Origin of the sequence: Flavobacterium akiainvivens (assembly GCF_001278115.1) — a bacterium.
GTDB classification, from domain to species: Bacteria; Bacteroidota; Bacteroidia; order Flavobacteriales; family Flavobacteriaceae; genus Flavobacterium; species Flavobacterium akiainvivens.
The window spans coordinates 233,010-258,661 of record NZ_LIYD01000005.1 but is presented as its reverse complement, the minus strand read 5'-3'; the positions used below and the strand labels follow the sequence as shown (position 1 = coordinate 258,661).

The window sequence follows — 25,652 nt, the reverse complement described above, 5'->3', positions numbered from 1 at the left end:
ATCGCTATGAAACCCGATTATTATTCAAGATTAAACGAATATAGGAATATGTGGGTACTTGTTTTTTTTGATTTGCCTACTGAAACCAAAACCGAACGTAAAGCAGCTTCCAGGTTTCGGAAAGATTTGTTAGATGACGGTTTTACAATGTTTCAGTTTTCCATATATCTAAGATTTTGTGCAAGTCGCGAAAACGCAGATGTACATACTAAGCGGGTAAAGCGGGTTTTACCTAAACAAGGTAAAGTAGGAATTATGCAAATAACAGATAAACAATTTGGTATGATGGAAATATTTTATGCTCAAAAAGAAATAGTAAAAGATACTCCAGGGCAACAACTAGAACTGTTCTAAAATAAAAAAACAACCCCAAATCAATACTTATCAAAGCCTTTTTATTAGATTTTTTTCATCCTAAGATTGAACGTAGATTTCAGGATACCAGCATTTTAAAGCTGGTATCCTGTGAATCATCTACTAAGATACAATTTTGAAAGCTATTCACAACAGAGCAGCAACAGGGGCAATTCGATGAAACCCTGTGAATCATCTACTAAGATACAATTTTGAAAGCTATTCACAACAAGGCTTGACCGTTTAATATTTGGTTTTGCCTGTGAATCATCTACTAAGATACAATTTTGAAAGCTATTCACAACTGGCAGTCACTGCTCATGTTATGGACTTGACCTGTGAATCATCTACTAAGATACAATTTTGAAAGCTATTCACAACCCAACACATCCAAAAAGGTTCATAAACAGACCTGTGAATCATCTACTAAGATACAATTTTGAAAGCTATTCACAACAACACCCAGTAAAGGTTAAATTGGTCTGTGCCTGTGAATCATCTACTAAGATACAATTTTGAAAGCTATTCACAACAGCATCTGCAACATCAGTAAAACTTTTCCTCCTGTGAATCATCTACTAAGATACAATTTTGAAAGCTATTCACAACCTCTCGCTTAAAATCTCGTTTAGCTTTTCCCCTGTGAATCATCTACTAAGATACAATTTTGAAAGCTATTCACAACTATCAATGAATGTAAATCAGTCATACTATTCCTGTGAATCATCTACTAAGATACAATTTTGAAAGCTATTCACAACAGTGGGAATTGCCGGTATATGCCTCTGCTTCCTGTGAATCATCTACTAAGATACAATTTTGAAAGCTATTCACAACCCGGTGTAGTGCCTTAGCAATATATACTTACCTGTGAATCATCTACTAAGATACAATTTTGAAAGCTATTCACAACAAGGCTGATTAATAAGAGAGCCGGGCTGCACCTGTGAATCATCTACTAAGATACAATTTTGAAAGCTATTCACAACGGCAAACGCAGGGTTTACAGGAGGTGTATGCCTGTGAATCATCTACTAAGATACAATTTTGAAAGCTATTCACAACGTAAGGCGTGATTTGTCTATGTTAATGGACCCTGTGAATCATCTACTAAGATACAATTTTGAAAGCTATTCACAACAAAGATTTATAAATCTTTTTAATGCCTTCTCCTGTGAATCATCTACTAAGATACAATTTTGAAAGCTATTCACAACTATAAGTGTGGCACCTGTTAAAGAGTTTGCCTGTGAATCATCTACTAAGATACAATTTTGAAAGCTATTCACAACTAATTATAAATATACCCCCGGCCTCTTCAACCTGTGAATCATCTACTAAGATACAATTTTGAAAGCTATTCACAACCCGGGGGACCTGCCTAACTTTGATGCGTTTCCTGTGAATCATCTACTAAGATACAATTTTGAAAGCTATTCACAACTGAAAAAGCGGAGGCGGTAGAACCGATTACCCTGTGAATCATCTACTAAGATACAATTTTGAAAGCTATTCACAACAGGAAAACCACCCATTAAAATATCCGCCCCCTGTGAATCATCTACTAAGATACAATTTTGAAAGCTATTCACAACACAGGCTCTACGGCCTCGCTTGCCATATCGCCTGTGAATCATCTACTAAGATACAATTTTGAAAGCTATTCACAACTAGCAAAACGAAATCCTGCTATGTTTTTACCTGTGAATCATCTACTAAGATACAATTTTGAAAGCTATTCACAACATACGCTTCTTCGCGTCTGCACCTTCTCCCCCTGTGAATCATCTACTAAGATACAATTTTGAAAGCTATTCACAACCTATGCAAAGCGACCTTTTGCCGTCATGTACCTGTGAATCATCTACTAAGATACAATTTTGAAAGCTATTCACAACTACAAGTGTACTGTTGTAGCTGTCTGCCTCCTGTGAATCATCTACTAAGATACAATTTTGAAAGCTATTCACAACGCTATTACCCCTATAATTATTGAGGCTTTCCCTGTGAATCATCTACTAAGATACAATTTTGAAAGCTATTCACAACTTAGTATTTCTACCCCCTTTAGTAGCCCGGCCTGTGAATCATCTACTAAGATACAATTTTGAAAGCTATTCACAACTTAAGCAGGCGGAAACCATAAACAAGCTACCCTGTGAATCATCTACTAAGATACAATTTTGAAAGCTATTCACAACTTAGACACTTATTGCATCCGGGGTTAACGCCTGTGAATCATCTACTAAGATACAATTTTGAAAGCTATTCACAACTCAGTGTTAGAGGGTAAAGCAAATGTTACCCCTGTGAATCATCTACTAAGATACAATTTTGAAAGCTATTCACAACTTGTAACTTTTCATTATAGATTGGGCATTTCCTGTGAATCATCCCTTGCCTTATCAAACAATCTTAACCTAAATTCAGGCAGTGTTCAGCCGATGTATTTCCCCAGTATTATTATTTGAGTAATTAATATTTATCTTTTGTCTGTATTTCGTCTTTCCAATGATGGTCTTTAGGAAAAGATTGCCCACTCCATGCTTTTACACTCGTCAAGTCCATAGCGGCATCAGCCCAAAAAGGATGCGCCGCCGGTAAGCCCAGTGGCATAAAGGAAAGCGAAGTCATGTAGAGGCTGCCATTATTAGTATACCAGTCGGCAATGTTGGGTTGGCTACCTACAAAACCTATTGTAAGGTATCCTTTTTTATTAAAATTATCCGATCCATCAAACATACGGTGCATAACGGCTGTGAGCGCCGCCCTCGCCTGGCCGTTTGTAATCCCTTCAGGCAGACGCCCATATTGCGCCATTAGGGCAAGGGGCTGCATACAGGCCATACGGTAAGGTATAGATCTGCCAAAAACCGGAAAAGTGCCTTCGGGTGAAATAAACCGTTCAAGAATAAGCGCATACTTTTGCGCGCGCCTTAGTTCACGGTCGTAATATTTTTCATAGTCAATGCGTGTGCCCGCACCGGCATCTTTCATTGCCTGGCAGGTTTCAAGATACATAGGGTGAAAAACAAAGCTACTGTAATAGTCAAAGCTAAATGAAGGCCCGTCGGCATACCAGCCATCGCCCACATACCATTCTTCTACTTTACGTATAGCTGAGTTAATACGAAATTCGTCATGTTCGGCGCCGGCCTTTGCCAAAAATGCCTCAATAGTAGATGAAAAGAGTAACCAGTTAGTATAAGGCGGGTCAATGCGGCGCAATTGCTGAAACTCGGCTATATAGCAGTTCTTAGTTTCTTCATCAAGAGGTACCCAGAGTGCATCATACCCACGAAGGAAACTTTCGGCAATGTATGCAGCATCTACCAGCGCCTGCCCGTGGCCGCGCCATAACAAATAATCAGGGCTGTTAGGGTCTACAGCATTTTTATAACTTTTTAGTGCCCATTGGCGCAGCTGCCTGCGTTTAGCTCCTTCTTTTGTATTATCATCGGGCAATGCCAGCCATGGCGCTATACCCGCCATTAGCCTGCCAAAAGCTTCCATATACACCACACGGTTATCGCGCCCATCATAAGACGCGCTTACCTCTACAAGCATATTTGCACGCAGCGTGCCTTCAGACATGTTACTAAGTACCGGGGCCGCCATTTTGTAGGCAAGTTCAGACCAGTACGCCCTGTCTTTGCTGCTTTCATTATTCGCTTCGAGGTAGCGCACATATTCGCAGGCAGCTAAAAGGAATGCCCCTACTCCAAAATTTGCTGTAGATGCTGCATTTACTACCTGGCCGGGAATGGCTTTTTCACCTATGGGCTGAACATACCCTATTTTACCATTCTTTTGCAGTGCAGTACCTTTAAGGTACCTCCATGAACGTTCAATTACCGGCACATATGTTGCCTGGTCCAGGTAATTATTGTTTATTCCCCAAAGTATAGCATATGTAAAAAATGCAGTACCACTTGTTTCGGGGCCGGGTGCATGTTCAGTATCCATCATACTCCTTGTCCAGTAGCCCTGTGGCTGCTGTAATTGAGCCACTGCTGCAGCCATCTTCTGAAATTTTTGGACAAAGAAATCACGGTGCTTATAATCGGCAGGTAAATCTTTAATAACTTTAGCAAGGCCAGCCAGAACCCAGCCATCGCCACGGGCCCAGAAATCTTTCTTGCCGTTTACACTTTTATGCTTCGGATAAACATATTTGGCATCGCGGTAATACAGGTTTTCATCTGCATCAAACATAATACTGTCTGCATACGACAGATATTCAAATAATTTATCAAGGTATTGTCTATTGTTTGTTATCTTATACATCTTGGTCATTACCGGCATTACCATATACAACCCATCGCTCCACCACCAGTAATCATTATTACCTGTGGCCATTTGGTATTCCATAACTTCTTTAGCCCTTGCTATTTTATGCGGTTCCGGCAACAGGTTGTATAAGTCTGCATAGACCTGGAAACAGATTTGATAATCGCCAAAAAGCACATATTCATCGCTCTCTCCGTATGAATACTTCCATTGTTGTTTATCGTTGCTTTTTGCCCCCATCCACTGATTATGATTAGCCCAGGCTTCAGAATAGGCGCGGTATTTTTCATTACCGGTAAGCATATAGGCTTCTATATTTCCGGTATGATAGGCTGCGTTATCCCAAAAGCTTCTTGTTTCTGCAACGTTTTGCGATTGCCAGTATGTATTAACCCTGTCAATTATTTTCCGCACCTGTTCCGGGTTATCCGATTGTGCAGATACTCTATTAAATAGTAAAACAAACAGGATAAATAAAAATCGGAGTGTGATAGGATTTGGTTTGCTCATTATAGCTGTGTATGTTGGAAAGTTTTTCGTAAACATACAAAAAACCTCTTAAGGAAATGGTTTCATTTAACTTATGGCAATACATTGCCTATATAGCCGTCTGCCGTCGCCATTTATGTAAATAATTTCCTACATTACAGGAAGATATATAAAAACAAAAACCTGCAAACTTTTAGTTTGCAGGTTTTACAGGCTTTAAAGATATTTTATAGTTATTGCTTTATTAATGTATGTTGTATGGCACGCTGCCCATCAGCCTGAATGCTGATTATATATGTTCCCGAAGCAAGTGCAGAAGTATCTAAGATAACCTCGGCCGAAGATTGCTTTAACTGTACCGTTTGCAGCGGAACTCCGAGTAAATTAAATAGTGTTATAGACTCTGCCTTAGCAAAAGTAGTCCCTAAATCATACTTAACAACAGTGTAATCTTTTGCAGGATTAGGCATAGTTGTCATTTCTGCTGGTGTAGCAAGTAACCTGGCTGTGCTGTTATTATTAATTTTTGGGAAATTTATAGGAACTTCAGTATAACATCCATCCATTTGTATAATTAGATAATCACTTCCGCCGTTAAACGTGGCATTAGGTGTAAAAGTAAATGATACAGGCACTGTACTACCAGCCGCTACAAATACAGATGGAGGCGAATAAATACCATAATTATTAAAGCTTGAAATAGTTACATTAGCAGTAGGTGCAGTGCCGCTAACAAATGTACCGGTTACCTGGTATATGCCGTTAACAACACTAACATTCAGGTTTCCTAAAACCCCAATACCGCATTTTGGATATTCGCAACCTTCTGATGGTACTATGGTTAGTATTTCACTTTCATAAGTACAGCCGTCATTAACCACCACTAACTGATAATTACCAATCTGGTCAATGGGCTGGTTTTGTATGCCCATGTTGGCCCCTTGTGTAGCGGGCTGGCCGTTTACAAGCCATGTGTAAGCATCAACCACTCCTAAAGGTGCAAGTATGTATGGGGCCGGCAATGCATCCAGGCACCTGCTAAAGAAGCCTCCCGCAAAATCCCACGAAAAAGAATGCGGCACGGTAATGCCTGCCGATGCATTGCAGGCACCTCCCTCATTAACAACTGTTACCTGGTAAGCGCCTCCTGTTGTTACAATTATTGAGTTTCCGGTATCGCCATTACTCCAGTTGTAAGTGCCACCATTAACCGAATTTGTTACATTGATTTTAACCTGGTAAGGTTCACAACTTACAATATTATAGGTTAGCACCGGTTGTGGTGACGGTGCAAAAACTTCAACCACTATTATAGCCATATTAGTGCAACCTGCCCCATTAGCATATCTTACCTCAAGGGCATATTGATAAGTTCCGGCGGATAAATTGCCCGGTACTGTAAAAGATAAGTTTGCCGGTGTTGCAGTTGCCCAGACCCCCTGTGGCCCTGTTACCGGATTGGTATTTAAAAGCCATCTTACTTGTAGGTTATTGCCGGAAACACTGCCCTGTAAAATAGTTGTTTGCCCCTGGCATATACTGCTGTTTCCTGTTATTCCCACAACAGGCTGCGGTATAATGGTTACCGATGCATTTCCGTTACCGGCATAACTACAGCCGCCCTGACCTCCTAACCTAACCCAGTATGTTCCTGTAGTAGTTGGATTAAAATAAGGAACATTTGTATTGGCTACTACCTGGTTACCATTCAACCATGTGAATGTTGATGGCACTGCACTACCTGTAGCCGGAGTATATTTTATTTCTGCAAGCCCCCCCGGAGTACAGGCTAAAGCGGGTGTAGCGCTTAGCGTTCCGTTAAACTGCTGGCTGTTTACGTTTACATTTACCGCATTACTACTTATGCTGCAACCGTATGGTGTAGTTGCCTGAAGCGTAATGAGCACCTGTCCGTTACCTGTAACATTTACAACAGTTGAAGCTCCGGTTGCATTGTATATACTGCTTCCAAAATGCCACGAGTACTGGTAAGCAGCATTATAATTAGGTATGGTAAGCGTTAATGGCTCCTGCGGGCAGTAATTGAGGTCGGCCAGGTTGAAGTTCAGGTTAGGCAATGGTGCCAGTACAATGGTTTTACTTATTGAGCAGGCCTGCATGCCGGGTGCATTTACAGTTAGGGTATAGGTATAAGAACCAGGTGCAAGATTGTTTACAGTAACGCTTTGCCCTGTTGTGGGTGGAAGGTTGGGGCCACTAAATGTGTAGGTTGCATTTTGCGCATTAAATACAGTAGAATTATTGAGCAACGTAACGTTATAAGTATGGTTTGTTCCTGAATTACAGGCTGTAGTAGTATAAAAATCAGGTGTATATTTTTTCTCTACCATAATACTCTTTTGCACTACGCAAAGCCCGCTTGAGGTTTGAAATGTTACTTTTACTGTTATAATATGCATACCCGGTACATCGGTTGCAAAATAGGCATAATTTGTACCCTGGCTGCTCAGCCCTATGTGCTGGCTGCCAATCCATTCTACATTTATAGCTGTTCCACCTGTAAAACTCACTTCAGCAAGATACTTTTCGCATTCAGCCCAATGCCCGGTTAATGTTACAGTTGGAGATGGCGAGCAAGGCTCACCCGGCCCATTGCCACAATCTTCAGTTACTGTAACCGGTTGCGATGTAGCTACACAACCATTAACATCTGTAACTTCCACATAATATTCGCCGCCGGGGTTAGCCCCTGTAATGGTATATGCCGCTGCGCCAGATCCTACAGCCGCATTATTTTTATACCACTTGTAAGATACGGGCTGGCTAATACCACTGCCACTGTTTGAATATAATGTTAACGATTGATATGTACCCGGGCATACTATAAATGAACCCGGGGTAATGGTAATTTCCTTTTCCGGATAAATGGCAATAGTATCTGTAGCCCTTACCGGTGTACAGCCATTAGTGGTTGTTACACTTGCTGTAATAGCATAATTTATATTTACTGGCGTGGTACCTGCAGCTACTACATAAGGGTTAGGAAATGTATAAATACCCGAAGCATTAACAGGTGTAACGGTGGTAGTTCCATTTCCAAAATCCCAGTTAACGCTACCGGTAGTTATTCCCGGTGTAGACAGGTTTACGGTTAACTCAGCATCATTATTGCACAAAGAAGCCGGTGCGCTGAGGCTTATAACAGGCCGCGGCACAAGCGTTATGGGTATGTTTACAACGGTATCAGGATTACATTTCTTTACGCGTAGTGTAAGCGTACCCCCGGTTTGGTTTGCGGCTATTTCATTCCAGTTTACTGTTACTGTAGTAGCATTTGCGCCAGATACAATGTTACCAAAGCCCTGCGGAGATATACTCCACTCAAGAAAATCAGGTGTAATGCCACCCAGGTTTACCGAAAAAGAAGATTGTGTACCGGGGCAAAATACCGTAGACCCGCTGCTACTTGTTACTACCGGATTAATAACCAAACGGCTAACATTTAGATTTAATGGAGCCGAAAGACAGCCTAAAGCCCCAGTAGAGCGCCTGCGCACACTAACCGTATAGTTAGATGCATTTGCATTAAACTGCACAGTTACTGAGTTACCTGTAGTGGCGCCAATAATGGTACCGTTAACAACAGACCATTCTAAAACTGAACCCGTATCTGTATTAATAAAACTGTACTGGTAAGGCTGCCCTGCACATACCTTTTCCGGCCCGCTAATAACACCGGTGGGTGCCGGTGGGGTTCTCTCTACAGTTATAAGCTTTTTAGCAGGGCAATATGCGGCTGACGAGGCTGTTAGTTCATATATGCCGGGGCTGGAAAAAGGATTTGTAAAAGTTGGCCCGGTTGACGAGGCTATAATAGCGGAATCTTTTCTTAAAACCCATTGAACGCTGCCTACACTTGATGTGTAAGAGCCTAAAGGATTACCACTGCAAAAAGCGGCGGCACCCAAAATATCAATTGTTTTTTTAATTTGTATGGTAATGCTTGCAGTGCCCTGGCAGCCCATTATGGTATTGGTATACTGGCAACTTAGTGTATAAGTGCCGGCTTCGGCAGCATTTATATACACCTGGTTTCTGTTAGGCGTGGCAACAATTGAGTTTTGGGAACTTCCTGACAGCGACCACACATATTGGGTACTGGGCCATTGGGGCAGCGAAAAAAGCCCCTGCTCATCAAGGCACAGTGTAGTAGCGCCATCTATGGCAATGCCGCTGGTTTTTATAACAGGTATCCTTATTGTGGTCCAGGTGGGGCAGGTACATGCCGAACGGTAACTAACATAGCCAAACCCATCTGCATTTACACTGTTCCACTTAACATCAATAGAATTTCCTGTAATGTTTTGGGTTGCGCCCCCAATAATCTGCCACTCGCCGTTGCAACTGCTGTTTACCGTATAGTGATGAAACTGCCCGTCATCGCAAACTACGCCCGGGTGGTTTATGGTTATACCCGGATTATCAGTTACTGTTACCGTATGTGTTTTTGTGGCCTGGCAGCCACAATTGTTAGTAACAGTTAAAGTAACCGGGTAAGTTCCGGGCTGACTGTAGCCATGAACCGGCTCAAAAGAATTAGACGTAGCCCCGTCACCAAAATCCCATTGGTAGGTTACCATTTCAGAGCCCCCGTTTTGATTTGAAAGGTTATGAAAATTTATAGCGCTGTTGAGGCAAAATTCAAGATTGCTATCGGCTCCATAAATTCCAAAGTCAGCAACCGGGCGGTTAATTTTTGTTATACATAAGGTAACACGCCGGGTAATATTCTTAGGATATGTAATAAAGGCTTCCAGCGATCCAATTCCGGATGCACCCCAGCTAACAGTTCCAACGGTATTGCCAGTGCCAGAAAGCGCTATAGTGCCCCCGGATACTGACCACTGTACATTTACTACATTGTTGCCATGAACGGTATACACAACACTACTCAATTCGCATACCTGTATACATTCGGTATCAGGTATCTCCTCTGAGAAAGAAACCTGCTGTGGCGCACTATTAGGGTTACCGCTGGAATCATAACTAATACAGCCTACCTGTGTATCCCAACTCAGGAAACTATTTTGCTGGGCTAATACGGTGGTGGATAAAAAAAGACAATACAAGAGTACTGGCAGCAGCATAAAACTGCTCCATCGGGAGAGGTTTTTCATGATTGATTGGTTTATAATTTATATTTAGGTAATGCTAAAGAAGCCTGGCCAGCCTTCATTGTATACATCTGCAAATCAAGATTTTTAAACCTTTCTTTAACAGGATGTTACTTATCAAATATAGGGGTATCGGAAATAAACCGTATTAGTAAAAACGGTTAAATATCTGTTAAAAAAAAGTGTAATTATATAAATACTAAATACTTACATCTATAATTAATCTTTTTAATACACATCTTTAAATAAAGCGCTCAACAATTGGATAACTTATAACAAATCTCTTGGCAGAAAGTACCAATTAAGCCTATGTGTAAACCTTTAAAATAAACTAAAAAACTTTATAATATTACGCCCCTGTTTTTGTATTTGATTTACTTCCGCAATTTTTATAAAGTAATATATCCCTATATATTGATTATATTTTCGTCAGCACTAATAAGAAAGTAATGCCATAGAAAATAATAAGGTATTTTTTTATTTTCTCANCTGTATCGTTATTTTAGGACTAGTCATCAGTAATTTATGCTTGAAAGACTTGGAAAATCAACGCTACAAAGTAAAAACTGTTCCATTTTGCAGAATGTAACACGGATAAATAAAAAACCCCCAGTAAACACTGAGGGTTTCTAAACCAGCGGAGAAAGAGGCTCTCCAAAACTCTTTAAAAAACACCAGTATATATGGGCTTTTACAGTATTATATCAAAGCAGGGTAACCCATAGGGTAACTTGCAAAGTTGTATACATTTTACATTACAAATATAGAGAATTTGGAGCAATTAGATATGATCTTAAGCAACTACTTTCCTTTGTTCTGAGGGGTGTATAAGATGGTAGCTATAGCGTTTTCATGTTGAAAAAACCAAGGATTTAAAAGAAAGTATTCAGGGGAATATAGCATTTAGTGATTTAAAATAATTCTGGAAAAATATCCCGTAACAATCCCGCATACTTATCTAGTTTTTCTGTATTGTAAGTTTTAAAGAATCAAACTTTTAACAAATGAAGGCTTTTTCATAAACCCCTCATATAAATCATGGATTTGAAAAAGCCTGGGACGAACAGATTACCAAATTCTTTATAATGCTCTAAGGCATTATTTGCCAATTGTATCATATGAGAAAACCTGAAACTTATAATCAGTCCGTATTTAAAAGATAATAAAGTGCATATCTTCCTGTATATTTCACTCAGCCCTTTATAAACAAATACCTTTTGGGAACACCACATCCCGAAATCCGTCAAGGAAATGCTACCAAGGATTAATTTGACTTTCAGGCAGATAAAATAATTAGGTATAACAATTACCGTATTGTAACTTGTTTTCAATATTTTTAACACAAATTACCTACATCTGAAACACTTATTACTTTGTATTATCGCCCGGCAAACGTAAAGCTTTTACAGGTTGATACCGTGGTATTCAGAGTTGTACAGCACAACAATTTTAGGCGAATATACTTAGGCGTAATTCAAATGCGAATTATAATAATTTGCTTTGATGCGCTCTTGCGCTTTTTGTATAACAGCACTGTAATCTCCGCCCCTGTCTTGTAATGCTTCAATAGCCATTGACACAACCAACTGCTCCCGCGAAACATTTTTCGGCAAGGGCAGTGCCGCACTAAACTTATTGTCTTTTTTTACCGTTGGGGCGATCTGTGAAGGCCCTGGAATCGGTTGTCCATATTGCTTGATCTTTTGCTCGAGTTTTGCAACCCTGTCAGAATAAATTTCATCCTTTTTTAGATACTCTTCCAGTGTTAAAGTATCATTGGCAAGGGCATCAACGAGTGCTGCCTGTAGTTTTTTAAATTGTAATAACGTTTGGGTGTCGATGAGTATCATCGTTACCGCGATACCTGTTAAAAGATCGCTTTTACTGCTGATAACCTTATAATATACTATTGTGGATGTAACTGATTCCTCGCCAAAAGTTTCTTTATCCTTCATACTTATGGAGATGGCCGATATAAAGGCAATCAGGCCCGGGTGCAAGCGGTTCTTTGAAAAACTAAGGCTTGTGGCCGTTGCGGAAGATGTTTTTGCGGCCTCCGCTATAGAAGTAACGAGATCCGAATAGGCATCAATCGTTCCGGGTGTCACCAAGGCCTGTGCCAGTTGCAAACCTTGGGAGGCAACAATCGCCTCTAAGGAATCCTTGACAACGGCCACAATTTTATCGAGGCTAAATTCAGAGGTGTACTCCGTTTTTATGTAATCGTTGTAATCAATTTCAACCGCATCGGTTATATTGGCACTTGCCAAATGCTTGGTCACATTTTGTTCAAAGACCGTTTTATACTTCTCCTTTTGTAAGCTTATATCATCTAAGAGTTTTTCCAGTTGCTTTTTGGCAGCAATGGATTTGTCAGCTATACGTTCTACGGAAGCGGTTCTACAGGCCATGACTCTTGGTTTTGAAGGTTAGAAACAATGTTATAGTTTACAATATACGTCATCGTATACTGTCATAAATATATAACAAACAGAACTTTAAATAAATACCCATTAATAGGTATTTTTATCAAGGTAGGTCCAGGGTTCTGTGAGAATAAAACTGATAATTTCCTTGCCGAAACTGCAATTTCCGGTCATTGGACCTTTGTCTGTAAGCAATTCTGGATTAAGGATAGGCTTTATTATATAAGGATAGGGTCTAATTTAATGTTTATTGAAAATCTATTAAAAATTTCCAATGTATTGGTTATAAATCTGGAACAATAAAATCTTTCTTATCTGTAGTAGGGGAAAACGCTATTTTTTAAATGTTTTGACCCGGAAATAAACATTATCTCTGCCTAAATTTTTAAATTCCAAGCTTTGGACCGTAATTATGTATCGGTATTTACCATCTGGGGAGGATACCGTGATCTGCTCCTTTAAATGCAATACCCGTTCTGGCTCAAATTCATCAAATTTTTCATTCTCAACATCTAGCAAACTTACATTAACCGATTGGGAATCTTTGTTAAAACCGTTAACAAAGATTCGTAACGACCCGTTAAACTCTACGTACCTGTTACGCGTACAGTAATGAGTTTCTTCATTAACAAGTATTTCTGCCTGAGCTGCAGGCTTTACTTCAGTAACAGCCACTGGCACGTCAATCTTTGCACTGATAAGCTCGGCCTTTTTCGAATTTTTATCAATCTGATACGTTAGGGCATCAATTTTTTCCCTCAATTTTGGTACTTCTTTGCTGTCCGCTTGCTTGTTCCTCAACCCATAATATTCCTTTACTTTTTCCTCCTTGATCCCCAACAAAGAATCGCGTAACATTTGTAGCGAATCCTTGGTATGTTGTAGCCTTAACATCTTCGATTCACAATATAGCGAGAGGTCAGTCCAGCCCTTCTTTAAATCGTCGTCGGTAACTACGAATGACAAAAATTTCGCCATTTCATATTGCTGGCGGTAAGCGGTATCCTGCTTCACAAGAGTCATGTAGTCGTCAAGGTATGCTTTCAGGTAGGAACTTTCGTGGGCGCGTGTTTGTTCTCTCAGTTCATAGCGTTTTACTATATATGTAGAAATTATCGTCGCAACCCCTATGCAAAATGTTCCTAAAAACCACTTTAAGAAATCATGCCAGGATTTGCTATTCTTATCACCACTATCGCCTCCCCCCCCTTCCTTAGCACCTGGAACCTGGTGGGATAAGCCTGATTCTATTTTATTGTTTATTTCCATGTTAAACCATATAATGCTCAAAAATATTTGCATAAATAAAAAGAGGCCTTACCTTCATAGTGCTTATGAAAGACCTTTCCTTCTATCGGCCTGTCCTTGTCCTGAAGCCTTAAATGAGAAACGGTTTACTATTTCTTTTTTTCCCAGTATCCTATGCAATGTAGCGATGACAGTTGCTTTGTCGTCATCAAAACCTCCATGTGTTGTGGCTGTAGCGGCTCCTATATTCCCCTCCTGCGCTGTGTTGGGCGACAATACCCAATCTGCTCCCGCATTTTCAAAGAGTTCCATAAGTGCTTTATCATTGCGTATGAATTTCTCCATCCCTAAAATAGGCTCACCGTCCCTGAACAGCGGTATCCGGGGCTTCTGTTCAAAAGCGTTTGAAACCAGGTACAACAGGGATTTGTTGTAGATATGGCCACAGTGGTCATCCTGCTCAGCCCGGTCGGTCAGGGTAAACAAGGCAAAATTCCGTATTGTCCTGGATGTTATCGCAGGAAGGTAGGCCTGATTGAAAAGGTCTACCGTACAGGCCGGTGCCCAAAGTGTACACGTCTCAACCTTTAGCCCAAGCCCCGCCTGGCCTTTCAGGGCACCGGATAAGATCGTTCCCTCAGTGCTAAGCAATTGTAAAAAAGGGGCATGAAAAATACTTCCGGCGCTGTGGCCGATAATATGGATCTCCAGGTCTGCGCCATACTCCTGCTTAAGGGTTTTAAGGAAACCTGCCACAAAGCGTGCCCCTCCCACCTTGGAAATGGTGGCCAGCTGCGCATTTTCTTTCATCTCATCCCATTGCAGTTTTCCGGTCAGCGTACGCGCCAGCGGTTCCAGGGCATCGTCCAGGCGGTCCAAAAGGAAATCACGCGCACCATCCAGTACCCCTTCTGATTTCCTGCGCCCAAGCGCATCTTTCAGGATGTTGGTCAATGTTGTCCAGGCATCGCTTTTCCAGATAAAAGCCAACGGGTAGACCTCAGCCTCCAATAAGGCGGTGCGATATTCGCTCACGCGCTGCAAGGCACTTTTTTCATCGACAAGCCCGCCATGGGCGTAGAGCACAATTCTTTTCTTCTTCCAGTTCTTTGTAATGCGTGGGAAGTCTTCCTCGAAAATGGCCCGTACCTCATCGGCAGACGTGCCATACTCGCCACCGGGGCGCAACGCGCCGTCGTTGCCGATACTCACAATATGGGGCCTGAGTTCACTGTACACATAGGCTTTGGTCTTGCCCGCCCCGGGTGAGAACCCCTCCGATACCGAAGTGTAGTTCTGCAAGGTGATTGGTGCACCAAGCCGTGCTACCCAGACATCGGTACCGTTACGCAGCCAGTCGTCATAGGTAACCAGCGCAAATCCTCCCATTCCCCAGTCAGCACCCCACGAGTTTTGAATCCACAACCCCTGGCTGTTATAGGCCACAATGGCAAAGGCATGGCCGCCAGTCAATTCGTCATGCAACGGGATGGTGCCATCCACTCCTACATTGTTCCAGCCTTCGTGTACTTGGGAAGTGGCGTACAATACACCTACCTCGGCCATCGCAGTATGGATTGCAATAATATCCTTATGGTTAACCCGGTAATAAGCACCAAGGGGACGCTTCAGGGCATCCATAGCCCGGTCTTCGTTAAAATAAGAGGGATTATAATTCTCATAAGCCCAGCATTCCTCACTACACACCCCATGCTTCTGCCATCCCTTCATTGCGCCCCGGGCACTCGAACCCGAATAGTCCTCTCCGGGCCATTCGTCATAACGCCGGGCCATCTCATAAAACATGCGGGCACTTACGGCCAATGTATTAGGGTACCGGGTACGCTTGCGCAACAGGTAATTGGCTACGGTTGCCAGGCCGAATCCCGTACAGGCGCCTTCCGATTTTTGGTCGAGGACAGGCACGCCAACGCTTTTATAATCTTCAAGTGGGATTTCTTCAGGTACTTCATACAAATTGGCTTGGTATAGCCGGTCACGGAAATCAAGGGTATCCGGGCGGGCATTAAGGATGCGGTTGACAGGTGTTTCCATAAGTAAGATGATTAAGTTGGGTTATGTGCCTGAAGAGTGAAGGCACTAATTAGCCTCCAGTAACATGCACTAAATTATAGCAATATGCGAAACTGCGCCATCCCTATTAGTAGGTATTTTTAAGGTTTTTTTTGTAAAACCTGTCACAGGTAACAGAACCGCTATCAAAGGCGGAACATTTAAAACAGCTAAATAATAGGAGCGCCTTTTCGTGCGCTCCGATGTATCTTTTCCACAGGAAAAGGATGCCGCTGCGCTCATGGGCGCGCATGAAGGGACTGGGTCGTGTTTTCTTTCTGCTTAAAAATAAATAACATTGCCTTAAGACCGGAAAAGGTTGGCTTATCTTTAGGTCACTGATCGGTGATTCGAATTATTGCCTACTAATACAAAACAGGTAAAAATACCTATAAATATTTTTCTAACTTCGTTAAATCGCTATCCTCTATACATTTTATTAGTATAAATTCACATTATTTTATTGATTTTGTAAAGTTTATTACAGAGCCTGTCCTCCGGTTGCCTGATACTTTACAAATTCATCGGGATACTCTCGTAATGCTAAAGCAAAATCATCTTCATTATCGAAGAACTGAACACTGGGGCTTGGTAGTTCGCTGTCTTCGTTGCTGTTTCCCCACCGGATTTCACCTGGTAAGATGTCAATAAACCATTGGTTCATATTTTTAAAAATTTAAGTTGTTAAACCTCCATCAACAATAGTCCAACCTTTGGTACCTGTTAACGTATTTCTTGATGCCTGCCCAGCGGAAGTGTATCTAATAGTACCAAAAGACACAGTGCGGCCAGTAAGCACATTCTGAGCCGCCCAGCTGTTAAGGGTAGCATTATAGTTTGCCGTGCTATAATTTGTGTATGTTTTATTATCCATAAAGCCGGCTAAAGTTGATAACTTCGTAACATTCCACCCCGCAAGCGACTGGTTGAAGGCCGTTGCAAGATTGAACATGTAAGACACGTTAGTTACATTTGATGTGTTCCAAACGCCTATAGCCTGGTTAAAAGCTAAAGCCCCCTCAAACATAGCCTGCATGTTAGTTGCGGCGATTGTATTCCACGTTACTATATTGCCATTAAATGCCGCTGCATTTTGAAACATTTGCAGAAAGGTTGTTACTTTGCTAACATTCCAACCGCCGATGTTTTGATTGAATACATTTGCAAAAGCAAACATTTGCCACATGTTGGTAACATTGCCTGTATTCCAACCCGTTATGTTGCCATTAAATAGAGAATTCATAAACATTTGCTGCATGCTGATCACTTTAGCAGTGTTCCAGGCCAAGTCTTGCGAAAACGCCATTTTAGCATTTGTAAGCGATGATGCAAACATTTGTATCATGTTGGTCACATTAGCAGTATTCCAATCACCTAATGGTTGATTAAATGCCCTACAATCTTTAAAAGTGGCATTTAATGTTGTTACATTCGATATATTCCAACTATTTAACGGCTGATTGAAATTAGAATTGTAAGCAAACATATAAGCCATATTGGTAACGGCACCCACATTCCACATATCGATATTTTGATTGAATGACATATCATGAGTCAATATGCCGGTAACAGTATCTACTGCGCCCCTAAACATATTAAGCATGGTAGTAACCTTAGCTACATTCCAGTTACTAAGTGGTTGATTAAAAGCTACAGACCGGCCAAACATCTGCGCCATGTTGGTTACATTTGATGTGTCCCAATCATTTAATGGTTGATTAAACTCATAACACTGGTTAAGCATTTGCTGCATATTAGTCACATTTGCCACATCCCAATCACCTATTGGCTGATTGAATTTTTGACAATTAAAAAACATGAGGGTCATGTCTAATATGTTTACAGTATTCCAGTTTGATATGTCCTGATTAAAATTTATGCAATTAACAAAGCATGAGTTTATATCTGTTATATTAGACACATCCCAGTCGTTCATATAATTTACAGTAGTTAATGCACTACAATCATAAAATGCACCGGCAAGGTCTGTTGTACCCTTCAGGTTTAATACGTCTTGCACATTTTCCAGATTAAGATTGCTACAACCATGAAAATAACCTGTACTATTGCCAATTTTTAAGCAACCCCATTCTTCAACAGAAATCAGTTTTAGCCTGTCTCCTAAACCTCCAAACTTCCAGCCATTAAGCCTGCCGGTTATTGACACATTATAAGTACCGGCAACTTCATAGGTGTGTGTTATCTCAGCCTGGTTATATGCAGTTATCCTATTTTTTGTACCATCGCCCCAATGCACTATAAAATCATATGTACCTGTACTTTCTAAAGGCAGTGTTACCTGCACCGCCGTACTGCTGCCACTACTAATATTATCAGTCTTCCATGTACTGTTAAAAGCCGTAGAAACTGCTAATTTTCCATGAACTAAATATGTCTTTTCTTCCTGCCATTCTACAGCAAAAACACTATAACGCTCTGCAGAAACAGCCTCTTCACTTACAGCACAGATTATGTTTACACCAGAACCCGGTGCAGCCAAAATACTTACATTCCCTTCACCATATTGCACACATTCAAATGCACAATTTGGAAAATCATCAGCAATATAAAATTTTTGTGGAGCAACATTCTTAAACTGAAGCTTTTTATTGATATCAGTAGCGGTAGCAGTATAATTCAGTCCGGTAATTGGCTTTATTTCACGAACCTTCAGGCTTTCTAATACATCCTCAAGCCCTTCTATATCAGATTGGGAAATGACTTCATCTTTGTGCCAAAAGCTATCCATCCATGCCCAAAATTGTGATTGAGTAGGCTTTTTACCAGTTATAAACCAATTTTTTATAGTAGTTAATGATGTTGTAGCCATAAGTATATTTATCCGTTATTTATGAAAATGTGATCAATAAGCCCTGTATCCGGGCTTCTGTTTATATGAGAGATTCACTTCCCCGTTTATTGTTCTATTATTTCTTTTACCAAGAAAACAAGACTTCTTACCAAAATATATTTCTAATTCAGGGTAGTTATTACAAGAGTAGTCCCGCTTCTCAAAATTACACTAACTCCAGTTTGGGTAGTTTCTGCTCCCCACTGCACACTAAAGTTTCCCGCTGTGCTACAGTCAAAGAATACTTTTGCATTTATAAAATACCGTGTACCGGCTGTTTCGACTCCGGATGATGTCATAAAACTATTAACGGTTGACGCAGTAGTATTAACTGTGTTTATAAGTTTTTTTTCAGAGCCTACCGTTGATGTTTGCAGCTCTACATACCCCCTTATAGCGCCTGTGGCAGGTGATGCAAGTAAAAAACCCAGGCTGGCTCCTACAGTAGTACTGCTACTACTGTAATCTCCCAAGATTTCGATCATATAGCGCTTGCCCACAGCTGCGGCAAATGTAAAGCCTGTAATTGTAGCCCTTGTTGCTGAGCTGGAGGTTATATCTGCTGAAGTCCTTACTATAATAGGAAGCGTGGGCAATGCAATGTTACCTGACCCCAGAATTGTGGCCCCATTTATGGTTTTAATGGTAGTACCGCTTGTAAGTGTTGCCTGTTTGCCATTGAGTGTTGTTTGCAGGCTGGGGATATCAGCAATGGCTAACGCAACGTTGCCCGAACTTGGTGTTTTACTGTTTACTGTTTTTATCGGAGACAATTGTGCAATGGCCTGACTTACCTTTTGCGGTGTCATGTATTTGTTATCTATTGAGCCGGTTTGGGCTTCTAACGTAGTAGCCTTATCTTCGTTTACAGTTACTGCGCTGTCTATTAAATCTACAAACTGTGCTTGCGTGGGCCTGTCTCCCGTATTAAAATATGTTTTTAACGTTGTCCTGTTTTGCGTTGCCATAGTATTATTATTTTTTTATCTTACTATAAAAGTGCCTTCTATAATCATATCTCCTATCCCGCCTATACCCTGCCATGTATCAGCCTGGTAAATAGTCAGCATGTTTTCATTTGTGCTTATCATTCCCGAATAGTTTTCCGCCAATACTTTGTAATGGTGGTATATTTGGCTGCCATTAGCATCTTCAATCGTTAAATTACCTACAGGTAAGTAAAGTATTTCCGCATTAGAAACAACTTCCTGTAACTTAACCCAATTGCCTTGGGTGTTCATTTTATACACATGATATTTTCCGTTATACACCGTTGCTTCCCATGAGAGTATCACACTATTCAGCTGGCCGTTATTTTCAGGTTCTGAATAATAAGACAGTACCGGAGATTCGGGCATAGCATTATTAACCACATTGGTTACCATCAGTTCAGATGTGCTTGAAGGCGCATAGTCTGTTACAAGGCTTCCTGATGGGGTAGTATACTTTATTTCCCTCGAAACGGTCAGGCGGTAATACAGTGTATCACCAAAGGGTACAAATGGAAGGTCGTCAAAATCATCATAAATAGTCCACACCCGTGCGTCAGCCATATCCCCATCAATTTCAATTTCTTTTACAAGAGGCATGGTGCGCACTGAAAGGGCATCTGCCTTTTGCAGGGTACGGTAAACATTAATCTTTACTATTCCCTGTGCCTGCGGGTAAGCGTTTATGGTAAACTGAATAGCCGGTAAAGTGCCCAACTGCCTGTTTTCGAGTACTGAAAGTACTTTTACAATATCCGGTGAAGGGGGTGCACTGCTGTTAACCATGCTTATAGGGCCTAATATAGGGCTATAAATACTGGTTCTCATTTGCAGGTTTATCTCTTTGGCTGCATAAAAGTAGCGGGCGCTGGAGGCACCATCGAGGCCAAAATCTGTGAATTGTATCCTATATTCTGATGCCGAGGCTACCTTCATCATAGGTGCCATATCAAAATCAGGATGAGACGGGCTAAGCAGGTTACCGTTACGGTCTCTTACAACCTGTTTTTTTGGCTGTGGTGTATAATTATTATCTTTAATGTGTTGGTAAATAACCGGTATTTCGGTTAACGGCACAAAACAGTTCCATACTGCCTGCTTGATAAAATCAGTTACAGTCAGCTGCCCGTGCAAGGGTGTTTGAGGAATGATAACCTGGTTAAGCGCCGTTATTGTAGTGATATCCTGCACATCGGGCTCACTTGGATAATAGTTGTTATGTCCATCAATAAAATCATTTATGGCTTCTATAAACCGCTGGCTGTTTGGCATAGGCAACGCTACTCCCTCATATGTGTTAAAATTACCATTAGAGTAAGTAAAGCCCAACAGGTTCATCCATCGGTCTACGTAGAATGGTTCACTGCCATTTTTAAAAATATCGTCCATAATGTAACGCACCGTTGAGGGCATGCCAAAAGCGGGTGTAACACTATCATAAAGCGTAGTTATAATCTGGATATCGCTGGCACGGCCAAATTGCACAGAATATGGCTTTTGCATAAACTTAGTGGTAAAAGTATATGTTGCCTTACCAAAAAAATCAGGCCGTGTGGCATACAAGCCTCCGCTAGGCAGCTGCGGCTGCTGGGGCAATTGTATTTTCTTGGCATACATTAATGCCGGTACCGAAAGCGGTGAGAAATAATTGAGTGCAAAATCATGGCTCCTTAAACCAAATACAGAATATTTTACATCCTGGTCTTCCCCCGGCAAAAGGTTAGTTTCGGTAAAACCATGTGTTGCATTTGCATACAGATACACCTTGTAGCCTGGGTAGTAATTTACCTTTTGGTTGACGGTAGTGGCCGCATCAGCCATTAATTTACCGTCATACGTTGCAAGTTCAGCCGAAGTGGCAGGAAAGGTTGGGTCGCTGGCATAAATTTTAAGCGCTGCCCCGGTAACCCCAATATTTACGGCCCTTACTACCTGAAGCTCTTTACGGGGGGCGGTAGCATTACCAAATGTATGTATCCTTACAACGCCTTTTGCAAACTCTACCGAATCATCTTCCTCTGCAAACTGGGTGTGTTGTGGCAGTGTATAACCTGTAAATGTAATTTCATACAGGCCGTTATGCTTGTTTACCAACACGGGGGCCTGCTGGCCGGGCAGGTACTCTTCTACCTGCTCAATTACCTTTGTAATTACAGCATCTCTATATATACCCCTAAATTTATGGAGGTAGGTTTCTAACACACCTTCTACATTAGCAACCACAATGGTTTCCCTGTGAACCGTAGTGTGGTTTATGGCAACCCTGAGCTGTAGCGGATTGGTATTGATACTGTTATTCCACGAAAGTGGGTTTTGCATATTTTCCACCACAAGAAAAAGGCTTCCGGTTTCCGGCGACTGCAGGCCCTCCGGCACAACAGTAGTAGATTCGTTAACCAGAGTGCCATCTAATGCCCTTTTAAATACTGTAAACTGTGGGTAAGTCCCTGTATTATTAACGGCCTGGATAATGTATTCGTTACCATCGGCCTGCAAAACAGCACCTATGTAGTTTCCTTCTTTACCCGCAGGTATTTGTGGTGTTACTGACTGGCTGGTATTGGCTATATCATTTTCATTGGTAGCAGTACTTGTCAGCACATAAGGTGCAGTTGTAAGAACAGCCAGCAGTGGGTCTGCATCATTTTGCACAACGCTGATTTTGCCCGAAACAGGATGGGGTACCGTGTTCCTGAAAAACAGCTCAAGCTCATCGGCAAAAGGTTCTTCATTATCAGGAAACTCTGCATAACCCGATACCAGTTCATTGCCAATTTTCTGCTTGTAAACAATAAGTTCCTGGGCATGGTTGTAATCAAAACTCACCCGGGCAAGGGTTTTATCTGTTCCTGTTATGTCACCCAGCATATCCTGTTCAACGGCACTGGTAAGCAGCAATGGCAGTTCTTCCTGCACAAGCACGGCGTTAACGTTAGTAGGCGGCTGTAGTTCATTAGCCGGTATAATAATGGTTTCAATATTGTGGGTAACACTACTTGATGCCGCCCGGCTAAACCAGTTAACCCCATAAGAGCCGTATGTATGCCAGCCGCCTTGTTTTTCGCGGTGTATAAAAAGCGGATAACCATCATCCGGTAACAGGATAGACCTGGTTTCGCTTTTCTGGAAAGGATCTGTAACGGTATTGTCAATGTTCAGGTAGGTAAGGCTAAAAGGAAGCTCAGGTTTTCGCCACAATGCGTCCGCTGTCCTTTTGTATTCTATACCTCCGTAAACCGGGATTGTAAAATCTGACGATACAAATTCATCCTCTTTATAAAAAAACGAAGCATTTTGTGCTTCATCAGGCAATGGTTTATTGAATAGTGTTATAAAGCGTGTTTTGCCATCCGGCGAATAACCACCTGCATCTGTAAGGCTTGACGGGCCTTCATTATAATTATCATTAAATATTCCCGGAACCGGAACCTTTAGTTCAACCGGAATTGGCAGCCTTTGGTCTGTAAGTGCAGTGGGCAGGGAACAATAAAGGTGCTTTACCTCAGCTGTAGGCTGCCCGTCCTGAAGGTTGGCAATGGTTACATACTCTGCCATGTATACATACTGGCCCGTATATACATTTTGAACCGTATCAAGGGTACCAAGCCCCAGCATCCTGGCTATGTGAAAATCCATTGAGGCGGCCTGGAGCACAAAAAGGTTTGAAATCTCAAAGGTTGAGGCTTCCTCTGTATCCGGCTCTACCCCTTCAACCGATGGGTAATCAAAAACCTCAATAGCCTCCGGGTTGTTAGCGTTATTGGTAAGGGTTATAAACGCCTGAACGCAGGGCTTGATACGCTCTTCTATTTCGGCGGCAGTATTCCATCGGGTTTTGTAGTTTTCGGCATTTACATATGCACTGTCATTATACCTCAGCCACTTACCGTTTACTGTATCATATTGTGGTTCTAATCTTAAAAAAGCAGCGTCATCATCAAGTGTAAGCGCAAAATCACCAAGTGGGCTCCAGGCCGTTGCTGCATTTGCCGTAGCTATAAAATTAGAATAATATTCAAATTCAAGCTGTATCGGGTAGGTACCTGCACAACGCAGCCTTACACTCCTTATATTTTCGCTAAAGCGTTTTACCCCGTGTACCGCAGTATATGCATATGTTTTACGGAGTGTAGCATATTTAGGGGCCGATACGGTATTTTCTTCTACTGAGAGTAACTCTATCTTAATGTTTGATGACGGTGCGCTGTTAAAACGTGGTGTTACCGCAAATGCCAGCTCATTTTGGTTCTCTATTTCAATAATGCCACCTAATTGTGAATAGGAATTCACAAACCCCTGTGCATTAGCAGTTGGGTTTATAGTTGCCCGTACCTGTGCATAAAATGAAATATTGATAAACCTGATATAGAACATTTTTGTACCCACAGCATATATCCAGTAAGCAGCGCTATCGTTTACAACCCCTGGTGCTGAACTAAAGCCTAATATTACTTTATTTTCAATGTACGGTGTCCTGTAAACCTTAACATAGTCATTCGCTTTGTTAAAGTTTACACCTGCAACTGCATAATTTGCTTTGGGCAGGTGGTTGGCCAGTGCATTCTTAAACAGCCAGCGCAAGTGAACCCCTTTTGTACTATCGGTACCCGGTGAGCCGGCTGCCTGCAGGTAAAGGTGTGGCGACTGTATTTTTATGTTACCTGATACAGAAACACCAAAAGGGCATAGCTGTTCGATAACCGAATTTAAAGGGCCGTACTGAGCCGTAGCGTTACTAGGGGTTATAAGCGCTGCATTGGTAATAGTTGCATTAAAGTCAGAATAAAATGTCAATGCTTTGTCAGTCAGCTGTGCCGTTGCTTCATTTACTGTTTTACAGCTGGTTAGGTTTGTATCTACCCTGCCTAAAAAGCTGTCTGCACCACTACCCCTCAGGTAAATATCTGTGCCTGTAGCCGATTCAAGGAAAAGATTGGCAGTAGTATCAAAACGTTTGGTATAGGTAGCCGCCAGGTTTGACGGCGTAAGCTTGTACACCCTGTGTATGCCAGATATGTGAGTATGCAGGTAAATATTTGTACCATTATTGGTAAAATCACCAATACCGGTTAAAAGTTTGCACGGAATGTTAACATTTACGGGATTTGTAGGTATTGCAAACCTTGCAATGTAGTATGTATCTGAAAAACCATATATAATGGCATTATTTCCGTCATATTCTACTTTCCTGAAATTAGTGCCGGGGCGCGAAGATACCTTTACCCTGTTTATAAGGTTAAAAGAGGCATCGAGCTCAATAAATACCTGTGTTCCATAAAGCATAAGGCGGGAGCCGTTTGTGGCAACACCTTCAAGCGCGGTAAAAATGCCATTTACAGAAAAATCAATCCTGCGCTGGTTTAAAATTGCACCTGTACTGTCGTCAATAGCGGCAATGGCAATACTGTTAGACTGTTGGAATACCAAAAAGTAACGCCCGGTGGTCATCCTTATAAAAAATCGGGGCACTGTAGTACTTCCCGCTACAGAATACAATTGCGTCCACACCACATCTCCGGTAGCTTTTAACCTTGTTAAAGAGTACCGGGTGGTATCTGAAGTGCCCAATACAATAATGTCGTCTGTATCTGTGGCCGATACCTGATTAAATACCAGGTTGGTAGTATTACTTATCTTTATATGGCGTTCCCAGATAATGCTGCCGTCTGCGGCCAGTTTTGTAACTAAACCATCATTACCTACTGCGCCAACAGCATATCGCGCATTTCCTATTACTTTAGATTCCTGAAATGAAGTTTGTTCTGTCTTGTTATATCGGTTTAAATAAGGCATACGG

The 25,652-nt window shown here is 41.5% G+C and carries 11 protein-coding genes and 1 CRISPR repeat array; of the genes, 1 reads left to right on the top strand and 10 read right to left on the bottom strand.

The window, feature by feature from the left end; all coding sequences use genetic code 11:
- Nucleotides 1–6 precede the first annotated feature (6 nt).
- Nucleotides 7–354, top strand: a complete 348-nt coding sequence (cas2, locus tag AM279_RS01120) for a CRISPR-associated endonuclease Cas2 (protein WP_054405839.1) — start codon at nucleotides 7–9, stop codon at nucleotides 352–354.
- A gap of 108 nt (nucleotides 355–462) precedes the next feature.
- Nucleotides 463–2,706: a CRISPR direct-repeat array (repeat unit 46 nt; unit sequence CCTGTGAATCATCTACTAAGATACAATTTTGAAAGCTATTCACAAC).
- Nucleotides 2,707–2,829: 123 nt separating this feature from the next.
- On the opposite strand, the gene AM279_RS20840 is transcribed toward cas2, so the two are convergent.
- The 10 genes from AM279_RS20840 to AM279_RS01070 form a co-directional block, all read right to left on the bottom strand.
- Nucleotides 2,830–5,058, bottom strand: a complete 2,229-nt coding sequence (locus tag AM279_RS20840) for a DUF2264 domain-containing protein (RefSeq protein WP_236688476.1) — start codon at nucleotides 5,056–5,058, stop codon at nucleotides 2,830–2,832.
- A gap of 308 nt (nucleotides 5,059–5,366) precedes the next feature.
- Entirely contained in the window at nucleotides 5,367–10,271 is a 4,905-nt protein-coding gene (locus tag AM279_RS01110; protein WP_054405838.1) for a PKD domain-containing protein, read from the bottom strand.
- 1,013 nt (nucleotides 10,272–11,284) lie between these two features.
- Entirely contained in the window at nucleotides 11,285–11,500 is a 216-nt protein-coding gene (locus tag AM279_RS21080) for a DUF7829 domain-containing protein (protein WP_449403934.1), read from the bottom strand.
- A gap of 231 nt (nucleotides 11,501–11,731) precedes the next feature.
- Entirely contained in the window at nucleotides 11,732–12,679 is a 948-nt protein-coding gene (locus AM279_RS01100) for a hypothetical protein (RefSeq protein ID WP_054405836.1), read from the bottom strand.
- 348 nt (nucleotides 12,680–13,027) lie between these two features.
- Nucleotides 13,028–13,963, bottom strand: coding sequence for a hypothetical protein (locus AM279_RS01095; RefSeq protein WP_143090418.1), 936 nt, complete (start codon nucleotides 13,961–13,963; stop codon nucleotides 13,028–13,030).
- A 63-nt stretch (nucleotides 13,964–14,026) separates the two neighbouring features.
- Nucleotides 14,027–15,997, bottom strand: a complete 1,971-nt coding sequence (locus AM279_RS01090) for a C1 family peptidase (protein WP_054405834.1) — start codon at nucleotides 15,995–15,997, stop codon at nucleotides 14,027–14,029.
- 499 nt (nucleotides 15,998–16,496) lie between these two features.
- Entirely contained in the window at nucleotides 16,497–16,679 is a 183-nt protein-coding gene (locus AM279_RS01085) for a hypothetical protein (RefSeq protein ID WP_054405833.1), read from the bottom strand.
- Between the two features lie 12 nt (nucleotides 16,680–16,691).
- Nucleotides 16,692–18,845 (bottom strand): BspA family leucine-rich repeat surface protein, encoded by a 2,154-nt coding sequence (locus AM279_RS01080; RefSeq protein WP_054405832.1) that lies wholly within the window; start codon nucleotides 18,843–18,845, stop codon nucleotides 16,692–16,694.
- A 143-nt stretch (nucleotides 18,846–18,988) separates the two neighbouring features.
- On the bottom strand, nucleotides 18,989–19,834 hold the full coding sequence (locus tag AM279_RS01075; protein WP_054405831.1) for a hypothetical protein: 846 nt from the start codon (nucleotides 19,832–19,834) through the stop codon (nucleotides 18,989–18,991).
- A 15-nt stretch (nucleotides 19,835–19,849) separates the two neighbouring features.
- Entirely contained in the window at nucleotides 19,850–25,648 is a 5,799-nt protein-coding gene (locus AM279_RS01070; protein WP_054405830.1) for a hypothetical protein, read from the bottom strand.
- Nucleotides 25,649–25,652 lie beyond the last annotated feature (4 nt).